Origin of the sequence: Arthrobacter sp. 2MCAF14, assembly GCF_052115645.1 — a bacterium.
Classification (GTDB): domain Bacteria; phylum Actinomycetota; class Actinomycetes; order Actinomycetales; family Micrococcaceae; genus Arthrobacter.
The window spans coordinates 209,814-219,181 of record NZ_JBFRHB010000002.1 but is presented as its reverse complement, the minus strand read 5'-3'; the positions used below and the strand labels follow the sequence as shown (position 1 = coordinate 219,181).

The window sequence follows — 9,368 nt, the reverse complement described above, 5'->3', positions numbered from 1 at the left end:
CCTACGTGGACCTGGTATTGCCCACCCCTATTGAGGGTGAAACGGAAGTCGGCCTCACTGAGGCCGCCCAGGTGAATCGGCATGCTCCAGCTCGCCCAACCGGACGCGCTCGATTGTGCCTGAATCCAGACTCCCTCCACCGTGCTGTTGATACAGCTAACTCGGCCCGTGACCGTTGTCGCGCCAGCCGCATCAGCCCCGCTTACACCTGCCCCGACAACAAGCCCCGTCGCAATCACACCAGCGGTAGCGAGCATTCGCAGACGATGCATAGTCCCCCTTTCAATTGCCGCCCAGCGCGGCTTAGGACAGCATCGCGGTCAGGAAGGGACAACGTCAATACTCCGCGCGCAGATTTCACAGCCGTAATCCGTTTAGGCTCATTTCGTGGAAAGCTAGCTGTGATAAGCCGGACAGAGGAAGGTACCGGAGAGCGTCTTGCTGGTCCAGGTGTTGGACGGACCAGCTTGCCCAACTCGCCGAGCTCCGCGATTCCGGGGTGGTCACGTCGGAAGAATTCGAAGCCAAGAAAGCTGAACTCCTCGAACGCCTTTTGAGTCAGAGACGAAAAACGACAAGGTCTGGAGCTACTCAGGCACCACCTGCCCTCAGCTCCCCCGGACTATCAAGGCGACCGAGAATGGCTGGAAGGCCATCGACGCCGAATACGGGATGCTCACCACCATGGACGTGGCCCGGCCTATCAAGAGCCTGCACTATGCACACAAGAAGCCCGCCGGCCGGTTGGCCGGTTAGCGGGCTTCTTGTTCTTCTTGCTGCAGGCTAGCCGTTGGTGACCGTTGCGGCCCGGACCTGCGTCCGGTCCACACTGACCCCCACGGCCAGGGCCAGGTAGGGCGTACCGGCCGGGATGCTACCGGCGGTCAGTGCCCGTGCCCTAAGCCGGATGGCCGCCCCGGGACTGGCAGGAACCGTGCCTGAGGCTGCCGATCCGCTCGACCCGCCTGCCACTGTCAGAACCTGGGACACTGTCCCGCCCGTGCACAGATTCCCTGCTTCATCCCAGGTCGTCGAGCAGGACTCGATGGTGAACTGAACGTTGGACGGGGCTGAAGCAGCGCCTGTGTATCCGGCCTGGGTAATAGGCAGGGTGCCGGTATTGGCGGTGTTGAAATACACGATCGGGTACACCGGAGAGGCGTCGCTGCCGCTGTTGGCGAACGTGAGGTTCAACGGGCCGGCGCCATACGGTGCCGCGGGGTTCAGCGTGGCGACAGCTCCCCAGGTCCCACTGCCCACGGCCTGGGGAGCCGCGGAGGCTCCCGCCAAGAACGCTGCCTCGGCGGGAGCGGATGACCACAGCAGCAAGACTGCGACCGCCGAAGCGACCGCAACCTTGCTACCGTACCGGCGCGGGTTCACAGGGCTAGTTGTTCGTGGTGGTGGCGGTGCGCTGGGTTTCGCCGAAGGTCCAGGTCAGCGACGAGGACTGGCCCTGGATCGTGTTCATCGGGGGCGTCCCGTTCGTCGTGGTCTCGGTCTGGTCCGGCAGGGTCACTGAGACCTTCAGGTTCAGGCTGGAGCCCGCCGAGAGCGTGCTCGCGCCCAGGGCTTCGGGAGTTGCGCTGGTGATGGTGCTGAGCGGCGTGCCCGCGACCCCCAGCGGGGTCGTGGTTCCACTGCAGGCTCCGGTGGTCGTCGTCCACGGGACAGTGCACTGGGAGACGGTGACCTGCAGGCCCTTGGTGGCGCTGGTGGTGAGTAGCGAAGGGGTGGAATCCGAGGCGGCCAAGGTCAGGTTCTTGGCGTCCAGGTTCCCGAGACTGTTCAGGGTGACGTAGCGGTTGGCGATGTCGCCGGGGGCGAGGTTGGAGATCGCCTGGCTGAACCCGACACCGCTATTGGCCATCGTCAGGAACATGACTCCGGAGCTGACGGTCTGGGGGGAGCCGTTGCTGGCCTGCGCGTTCAGGGCGGCGTAGACGCCCGTGCCGGTGGCGACCAGTCCGACCACAGCGACAGCGCCGACGGCCCACATGACCGGGGCCGAGAGTGCGGCAGCGCCGGCCGGGGCCGAGAGAGCCGGGCCCGAGGCGGAGAGAGCGGTAGCGCCGGCAGCGGAACGACGGGCGGTACGGCGGGAGAGGATTGACATGATGAGTCCTTACGGGATTTGTTGGAGCGGAATGGGATGGAGCGGTGGTGCCGTACTCATTAGTGGGCGGACAGGGGCATAAAATCTGTGGCGCGCTGCACGGCACGGCGCCGGTTTCGGATGAACCAAGCGGCAACGGCGCCGGTCGCCATCAGTCCAACGAGGCCGATCAGCACGGCCCGCTGGATGGGCTGCTGGATCCAGAGCAGGGCGGTTCCTAGCGACGGGATCGACGTGACCACGACGGTGGCATGACCCGCGCTCACCGTGGTATGCCAGGTATCCTGGGCGGGGTTGGCGTCACCCTTGGTGGACAGGATGGGCTGCTGTGGAGTGCCGGCAATGGCCATGATGCGGTGAGCAAACGGAACGCTCTCGCCCGGAGGGGTGAAGACTGCAATCTGGCCGGGGCGCAGGCTGGCCACGTCCGCGGGGGCGGTGATCAGGAGGTCACCGGGGGCAAACGCCGGGCGCATGCTTCCGGTCAGCACAGGGGAGAATCCGATGTGCAGCAATGGGGCAACAACAATCAAGATCATCAGAACTGTTGCACTAATGCCAATGATTTTGCACAGCAGACGAAGAGCGCCAGCGGCCGCGGAGGAGTCCCTGCGGCTGCCGTAATTGAACGGCACGGCACTCGATTGAGCTGCACTCATGGCACCCCTTCTTAGGTCTGTTTACTCTTGCAAGTCTAGTTAGCAATCTACGTAAAATGAAACGGAAGCCTTACATTTCCCCTGTCAGCATAATGCCGGGAAAGTCAGTCCCGGCATTATCGGGCTACGCGGCAGCTACGGCCTGCTGACGGTCCAGCTTCGCGTCCCATTCGACGAGTTTTGGCGGATTGTTGCCGCCCCAGAAGTCGGCGATGGAACCGTCGGCGTTGCGGACGATGACCAGGGGTGCAGACATGACGCCCAGGGCCAGGCCCATTTCGCGGTTGGCGGTGATGGTGGCGTCCAAAAGCTTGTAGGCGGTGTTCTTCTGGGCGAGCTTGCGCTTCGTGGCGTCGCACTGGACGCAGGCGGGCTTCGAGTAGACCTCGAGAGTGAAGTCGGAGACGGGGGCTTCGATGAGGGCTGCGGACATGGGGGTTCCTTCTTTCAGTGGCGCATAGGGAGTGTGGAGCGGGGTTGTAAAAATCAGGCGTGGGCGATCTCGTCGGGGAAATCCGGCCATTCGAAGCCGGTGAGCCAAGCCCGCGCAATGCGGATCTCTCCATCCACCACGAAGAGCGGCACCCCGTCTTCTGCGGCCAGCCGGAGGACCTCCCGCTCACTGCATCCCATCCGCCGCGCGACGGACTTCGGCGAGTAGGCCAGTGGGACGACTGTCAGCATGCCGGCCGGCGGAGCCAGTGTTTCGGTCATGAGAGTCCTTTCGCGCTAATTAGTGACGCAGAATTGTTGCACTAGGGGTCAAGAAAAGGTGCCTAGTCCTCCCAGGCAATCTCGTCATCAAGGTCAGCCGGCAAGGCTTCGTCCGGAGTGAAGTCATCCGGCATGAAATCGTGGGCGCCGGCCGGGACGGCAGCTGCGGACGCACGAGACGTGGCAGGTGCGGAAACCTGCGGCTCGAGATAGCCGTAGCGGTGCTCCTCCCCGCCCGCATCGTAGACGTTGCCGACCCCGGTGACGGTCTTGACGGTCGTTGCGCCACTCTTCAGGGTCACGGTCACCTGGCCTTCGACGACTAGGGAGGACGGTCCGAAGACCACCCAGGTTTCCTGCTTGTTCTTACGCATCTTGACGATGGCTTCGTTCTGTTCAAGGGTTGCGGTGCTCATGCCCGGCTCAATTCACGGTCGGCAATGGCTGCCCGCAATGCCAGGTCATCGGCGCGCAGTTCTGCGATGCGGGCGTCGAGGTAGGCCATCGGCGAAAGCATGATCCTCCCGGACGGGACGTGCTTGACAGGTGCCGGCGCGGGCTTCTTCGGAGGGTTCATGGCGGCCAGCTCTGCCATCCGGGCGTCAAGGTAGACGAGCGGTGACAGCGGGGTGGATCGGGGCATTGGAGCCTCTTTCTGGTGGACGGTCCGTGGGGCTTCAAAGGCTCCGAGAACGGTTTTTACTACCCCCTCAGTTTAAGGGCGCTAATCGTAAAGTGCAACACTACTGTCTCACTTTACGGGAGAGAACCCGGCCTGATTCACGAGGTGAGGGAGCCTGTCCCGCGTAGCGCGAAAGAGAGGCCGAAGGGCAGGGTCAGGCGGCGGGTGCCCTGAAGCATCACCCGCCGCCCGGAACGCAGGCCAGCGTTCCGCCACTGCAACTGGCGACCGGTACAGCCTAGGGCGTGAGGCCCTAAGACTCACGCCGCCACACTCAGTGCCAGGGTGACGTCGGCCCCCGCCTCATGCAGGGTAGCGATGGCCAGTTCGATCTGCTCGGAGTCCAGCAGGACGCAGCCGTCGATCGGGGCCCACCGCGGGTCTTTGCTGACGGGGTTTGCGATGTGCACCCCGGCCAGGGCTAGGTGGCCGGCCACGATGGGGGCGAGGCGCGCGGTACCGCATGCGGGGCCGGCGTACAGGACACCCTCGTGGTGGAAAATGAAGATGTGGGGGATTTTCGTCGGGCAGGTCTCGAAGTCCTGCCCAGAACAGGTTTCCCACGGCTTGGGGTTGGCGGCTGGGAGGCGCTGGACGGCGGGCTTGGTGAGGGTTTCGGTCATGGCACTATCTTTCTGGTCGGCACCCTTGCGGGCACTGTGGTCGAACGCCGCATTTTGCGGTGCCGGTGTGGTTTCTATGCGTCGTACGACCCGACGGGCGTCGTTTTCTGTGACAGGGGTGTTAGATAGCCGCGGATGAAGTCCAGACCGTTGCGCTGGAAGGTCCCACCCAGGCAGTGGACGTGACGGACGACGGTCGACCGGTTCTTTCTGGTGACCTTCACGGGCCCGAGCTGCATCAGGGCAACAGGGCCCACAACTTCCCAGGCACCGGTCAGTCCCTGGGCGTACCGGACGGTGTTGTAGCGGGCTGCGCCGCGCCGGCGGCGGTCATCCCTGAGAGCCTCGAGCTCTCGTTCGGTGTTCACGGGAGCCTCCTTCGGCGGTCGTGCATCAGTGAGGGGTCAGTGTCTACTTGTCGGCCAGGTACTTGACGGCCAGGGTGACCCAGTCCTCGATCATGTCCGCGGGGCTGCGGGGCGGCTCTTCATAGCTGTAGGTGGCCATGACGGGAACGCAGTCACTGCGAGGCCCGACGTAGCCGGCAACCGTGCCCGACCCGGAACTGCAGGGCACGCCCAGGGCAATGAGGCCATCGACAATCCCCGGCGTGACCTTGGTGGCGACAGCGTCCAGAAAATCGTCGGCCGCACTGCAGCTCTCCCTGCCGTCCTCGTACTCCTCAGCCCACACGTCCATAGGGAAGAGAGCCTCGTATGCGCCGCGGACAACCTCGCGGACGGCTTCTGGTGTTGCGGTCATGATCTTCCTTCGTGAGAGTTGAGCTGTGTTGCGGGTAAGGCCGGAGGGGCAGGGCGTGGAGAGCGATCGTGTTTTTGCCGCACACATGAGGTTCAGAGACCCACTGGTCCTCCGGCTCCCCGGCTGCGGTCAGTGCCCCTGCCCTGTATGCACTTGTTTGTTCATAGTTCCACATTAATAGATAAGTGGCACTATCGCGCCCTTTTGGCCCTCCATACCGCCACTGACTTTATAACGATTATGTAACAGTACAAATGGCGGGTTTTGTTCCCTGATTCCGTGCCCGCTCCGTCTGTCAGAGCCGGACAAAAATCCCGCCAATACAGGGATGTAGGCCCGGCCGGGACTTTTTCAACCTTCCCTTCCAGGCACGGTGACTGGAAGCACAGTGGAAGGGAGCGGGAGCTTGCGCCGCAGAGAGTGAATTCCGCGCGAGGGGGTACGCCAAACAGGGGGAACAGAGGGGAACAAGCACATCCTTCGAGCCGCCGCCGACCCTGCTTCCCTGTATTGGCGGGGTTTTTGACGGTCTCCCCTTGTTCCCCTTCCTGTTCCCCTTTTGACGATTCGGGGGGAACCACGACCCCAAAAAGGGAACAGTGGCTGCCATGAAGCCCCGTTTACGGCTCGTCGGCGGCGCAGGGAGGCGAGTTGCAGTGACAAACATGTTCCACTAACTTCAGTTCTGCAGGCCTTGAGCCCTTACTTAGACGAAGCCGCACCGAGGGGTGCCGGAGAACAAAACACCGCAACCCGGCACTCGACGCTTCGAAAGGCTCTGCGCAACATGACTGCAACTCTCCTCTCCACGACCCTCACCGCTGACCACCTGACCTACCTGGCCGGCGAAGGCATCTCCGAGGATGTGGCCACCGCCCACCAGGCCTACTCGGTTCAGGCCCGTATGGAACTGCCGACTGAGCTGCAGTGGGCCTGGGACGGCGTCGGCATCGTCTTCACGCACTTCCTGCTGGACGGCACCACGGTTCCGCAGTACCGTCCGGACGCACCGACCCACAAGGGCGACGACGGCAAGGCGCTGAAGTACGTCTTCCCGGCCCGGATCCAGAACGGCCCGTTCGTCAGCCCGCTGCAGACCGGCCTGATCGCCGCCGGCACTGCCACGGAGGCCGCCGGTGTCGAGGGCACCAAGGGCTTCCTGGCCGTCATCTCCCTGCTCCACGCTGCGGGTGCCCTCCAGGACATGCTGGTCCTCGGTCTCCCGGGCTGCTGGGGCGGCGTGCAGGACGGGCTCTACTCCGCCGACTACGCCGACATCGTCCCCGCCGGCGCTGCCTTCACCGCATTCCTGGACGGCGACGTCGCCAAGAAGACGGGAGTGTACGACGCCGCCGAGCGCCTGCTCAACCACCTCGGCGTCATCGGCCTGGAGCCGAAGCTGGCCGTGCTGCCCGTGGGCGGCGCCAATGGGATCAGCGACTACCTGGGCAATTCCCTGAAGACCATGAGCGCAGCCCGCAAGCTGGACACCGTCCGCAACCTGGCCAAGCGGGCCCGCAAGACGATGCCCCGCCGTCCTGCCGAGAAGAAGGCCAACAAGAGCGCTGGTGGCGCAAAGGTCATGTGGGATCACGAAGTCATCGCGACCTTCTACCTGGACGAACAGGGCGTCGAGCACATCGGTGACGTCCTCCTGGACGCCGCGGTCCGCCCGGTCGCCATCCGTGTCGAGATCGACGACCTGAACCCGCGGGCCGTGCCCTCGTCCAGCTTTGACCTGCAGATCCGCAAGGGCAGTGCCATCTACAGCCTCAACCGCGTCAGCTCCAACAGCCTCAACACCCCGCGCACCTGGCTCTCCACGCTGCCCGGCGCCTTCGGTGAAACCATCACCATGAAGCCCCGTATGGGCGAGGACATCGGCGAAGCGATCCGGGCAGGCTCCGGGCACGCCGGCGCCGAGGTTCCGGTGTTCACCACCATCAAGCGCTCCGGCTGGTACACCCGCCAGGAAGGTGAGGACATGGTGACCCGCTACGTCACCGGCAACTTCGCGATCGGCCCGGAAGACTCCACGGACGACCTCACCGGCAACATCGCGGACGGCCGCTCCGACGGCCTGATCTACGCCGAGGACCCGCACTCCCTCACGGAGGAAGAGTGCGCCGCCGCTATCCTCGAGGTGCTCCGCGTCGGTGACGACCTGATGATCGACGGCACCGGCTGGGTCATGGGCATCGGCATGCACTGCCGCGCCACCGGCGGCGGCACCCGCACCGGCGGTATCATCTTCACCGGTACGCCGGGCTGCGGCAAGACCAGCCTTCTCCGCGGCCTCAGCAGCCTGCAGGCACCCGGTGTTGACCTGGATACCTTCGAGGGCACGGTGAACGCCGTTGGCGGCATGGGCCGTGGCCTGCACCACGCGGTCAAGTACGTGGATGACTTCCGGGACAAGTCCGCCGGCGGGTTCCGCGCCGCCCAGCAGCAGCATGCAGCGCTTTCCGCCCTCTCCCGCCGGATGATCGGTGGTTCCGAAGGCGTCAAGGCCCGCGAACGCGTCGACAAGGCATCCGGTGACATTGTCGCCGGCGTCAAGGAGTCCGCTGAGCCCGTCATCATGGTCACCGCCGAGCTGGCGGCCATCCCGACGGGCAAGGGTACCGAGTCCGACATGGAACGCCTCATGGTGGTCTCGATGGACCGGCCCACGTCCTTCCGTCGAGGCGGAGTCAACGAGCTCAAGGAGCTCTCCGCCAACGGCACCCTGCACCGCGCCAACGCCGCCTTCATCCGCAACGTCGCGGTCATGATCAACGTCACCTTCGGCTCGATGGAGGCCTTCCAGCAGTACAAGGATGGGCTGCACGAGCACTACATGGAAGAGCTGGCCGAGATGGAGCCTGAAGTCCAGGCCCCGCGCCGCTACGAAGTCGCAGCGAACGTCCTGGTGGGCTACCACCAGTTCCTCTCGGCCGCCTGCTACTACAACGCAATCGAACCCGATGAGGTCGACCGCCGCATGAAAGAAGCCAAGGCCATGGTGGCCCGCGTCATGCTCAACCACCACCGCGTGTTCCTGGGCGGCGCCGAAGGTACCGACTCCACGGTCGTTGACCAGCTGGTCTCCGCCGTCGTCTCCGGCCGCTACAACATCGACGACCCGACCGTCACCCTGACCGGTGGCTCGACCCGTCTGGGCTGGCCGCTGACGCTCAAGGACGGCACCCAGGGTATCGCCATCCTGCCGGCCGTCGCCATGGCCATCACCGGCCTGCCACGCCAGTCGCTCAACGTCGCCATGATGCCCTACATCATTCCCGGCAGCGATTCCGCTTACACTCGCAAGGTTCGCAACGGCACCAAGGGCACCCTGGACGCCTACTTCCTCACTCTGGGAGCCTGGGGTTCTGACGCGGAGCTGGAATACGACGAGGCCGCCTAACCCCGGCGGTTCGGCCTCGGCCGTTGCCTTCCGAAGCTGTGATAGACACCGACCCGTGAAAGCCCAAGGAGTGGACCTAGTTCTTCTCCTTGGGCTTTCCCGGCGGCAACGCCTTCCGAACGCCGGGCCGCGGTGTACATCTCCACTGCCGCGGCCCCTGCACGGTCCAGTTCCGGCTTCAGCTGCTCCTGGATCGCCATGATCAACGCCGGCGCCAATGCACCTGGCAGGAGCCCGTGGGCGCCCGCTTCGGTCTGTTCGGCCTGCTCCGCCCGGACCAAGACATGCTCGAGGAGTTCCGCCACTGTCTCCGCGGCCAGGGCCGTCACCCAGTCCGGCTGCTCAATCTGTCTCATCGCCATCCGCCAAGCTTACCTATTTGCCGGTATATGGCACGCCGTTGTAG

General features: G+C 64.5%; 13 protein-coding genes. 2 read left to right on the top strand and 11 right to left on the bottom strand.

What is annotated here, in order from left to right; translation table 11 throughout:
• The first annotated feature begins 313 nt into the window (after window positions 1-313).
• A complete protein-coding gene (locus AB4074_RS02945; RefSeq protein WP_441412140.1) occupies window positions 314-787 on the top strand; it encodes an SHOCT domain-containing protein in 474 nt (157 codons plus the stop codon).
• On the opposite strand, the gene AB4074_RS02940 is transcribed toward AB4074_RS02945, so the two are convergent.
• From AB4074_RS02940 to AB4074_RS02895, 10 genes are all read right to left on the bottom strand, one after another.
• Window positions 784-1,383: a hypothetical protein gene (locus tag AB4074_RS02940; protein WP_441412010.1), complete on the bottom strand. Its 600-nt coding sequence runs from the start codon at window positions 1,381-1,383 to the stop codon at window positions 784-786. The two genes, AB4074_RS02945 and AB4074_RS02940, sit on opposite strands and share 4 nt — an antisense overlap.
• A 4-nt stretch (window positions 1,384-1,387) precedes the next feature.
• Window positions 1,388-2,116 (bottom strand): hypothetical protein, encoded by a 729-nt coding sequence (locus tag AB4074_RS02935; RefSeq protein WP_441412009.1) that lies wholly within the window; start codon window positions 2,114-2,116, stop codon window positions 1,388-1,390.
• A 59-nt stretch (window positions 2,117-2,175) separates the two neighbouring features.
• Window positions 2,176-2,775, bottom strand: coding sequence for a signal peptidase I (locus AB4074_RS02930; RefSeq protein WP_441412008.1), 600 nt, complete (start codon window positions 2,773-2,775; stop codon window positions 2,176-2,178).
• Window positions 2,776-2,899: 124 nt separating this feature from the next.
• Window positions 2,900-3,208, bottom strand: a complete 309-nt coding sequence (locus AB4074_RS02925) for a glutaredoxin family protein (protein ID WP_441412007.1) — start codon at window positions 3,206-3,208, stop codon at window positions 2,900-2,902.
• A gap of 53 nt (window positions 3,209-3,261) precedes the next feature.
• Window positions 3,262-3,489: a hypothetical protein gene (locus tag AB4074_RS02920; RefSeq protein WP_441412006.1), complete on the bottom strand. Its 228-nt coding sequence runs from the start codon at window positions 3,487-3,489 to the stop codon at window positions 3,262-3,264.
• A gap of 62 nt (window positions 3,490-3,551) precedes the next feature.
• On the bottom strand, window positions 3,552-3,905 hold the full coding sequence (locus tag AB4074_RS02915) for a hypothetical protein (RefSeq protein ID WP_441412005.1): 354 nt from the start codon (window positions 3,903-3,905) through the stop codon (window positions 3,552-3,554).
• Window positions 3,902-4,132: a hypothetical protein gene (locus AB4074_RS02910; RefSeq protein ID WP_441412004.1), complete on the bottom strand. Its 231-nt coding sequence runs from the start codon at window positions 4,130-4,132 to the stop codon at window positions 3,902-3,904. Before AB4074_RS02910 ends, AB4074_RS02915 begins: the two co-directional genes overlap by 4 nt.
• Before the next feature lie 299 nt (window positions 4,133-4,431).
• Window positions 4,432-4,794 (bottom strand): hypothetical protein, encoded by a 363-nt coding sequence (locus AB4074_RS02905; protein ID WP_441412003.1) that lies wholly within the window; start codon window positions 4,792-4,794, stop codon window positions 4,432-4,434.
• Window positions 4,795-4,868: 74 nt separating this feature from the next.
• Window positions 4,869-5,162: a hypothetical protein gene (locus AB4074_RS02900; protein WP_441412002.1), complete on the bottom strand. Its 294-nt coding sequence runs from the start codon at window positions 5,160-5,162 to the stop codon at window positions 4,869-4,871.
• A gap of 43 nt (window positions 5,163-5,205) precedes the next feature.
• Window positions 5,206-5,556 (bottom strand): hypothetical protein, encoded by a 351-nt coding sequence (locus tag AB4074_RS02895; protein WP_441412001.1) that lies wholly within the window; start codon window positions 5,554-5,556, stop codon window positions 5,206-5,208.
• A 787-nt stretch (window positions 5,557-6,343) separates the two neighbouring features.
• Between AB4074_RS02895 and AB4074_RS02890 the strand changes: the two genes are divergently transcribed.
• Complete coding sequence (locus AB4074_RS02890; RefSeq protein WP_441412000.1) at window positions 6,344-8,962, top strand: hypothetical protein; 2,619 nt, start codon at window positions 6,344-6,346, stop codon at window positions 8,960-8,962.
• On the opposite strand, the gene AB4074_RS02885 is transcribed toward AB4074_RS02890, so the two are convergent.
• Entirely contained in the window at window positions 8,959-9,324 is a 366-nt protein-coding gene (locus AB4074_RS02885; RefSeq protein WP_441411999.1) for a hypothetical protein, read from the bottom strand. The two genes, AB4074_RS02890 and AB4074_RS02885, sit on opposite strands and share 4 nt — an antisense overlap.
• Window positions 9,325-9,368: the final 44 nt, after the last annotated feature.

Coding starts and splice junctions, on each gene's coding strand:
- AB4074_RS02935 (WP_441412009.1), bottom strand. CDS start 2,116: ATGTCAATCCTCTCCCGCCGTACCGCCCGTCGTTCCGCTGCCGGCGCT.
- AB4074_RS02930 (WP_441412008.1), bottom strand. CDS start 2,775: ATGAGTGCAGCTCAATCGAGTGCCGTGCCGTTCAATTACGGCAGCCGC.
- AB4074_RS02925 (WP_441412007.1), bottom strand. CDS start 3,208: ATGTCCGCAGCCCTCATCGAAGCCCCCGTCTCCGACTTCACTCTCGAG.
- AB4074_RS02920 (WP_441412006.1), bottom strand. CDS start 3,489: ATGACCGAAACACTGGCTCCGCCGGCCGGCATGCTGACAGTCGTCCCA.
- AB4074_RS02915 (WP_441412005.1), bottom strand. CDS start 3,905: ATGAGCACCGCAACCCTTGAACAGAACGAAGCCATCGTCAAGATGCGT.
- AB4074_RS02910 (WP_441412004.1), bottom strand. CDS start 4,132: ATGCCCCGATCCACCCCGCTGTCACCGCTCGTCTACCTTGACGCCCGG.
- AB4074_RS02905 (WP_441412003.1), bottom strand. CDS start 4,794: ATGACCGAAACCCTCACCAAGCCCGCCGTCCAGCGCCTCCCAGCCGCC.
- AB4074_RS02895 (WP_441412001.1), bottom strand. CDS start 5,556: ATGACCGCAACACCAGAAGCCGTCCGCGAGGTTGTCCGCGGCGCATAC.
- AB4074_RS02890 (WP_441412000.1), top strand. CDS start 6,344: ATGACTGCAACTCTCCTCTCCACGACCCTCACCGCTGACCACCTGACC.
- AB4074_RS02885 (WP_441411999.1), bottom strand. CDS start 9,324: ATGGCGATGAGACAGATTGAGCAGCCGGACTGGGTGACGGCCCTGGCC.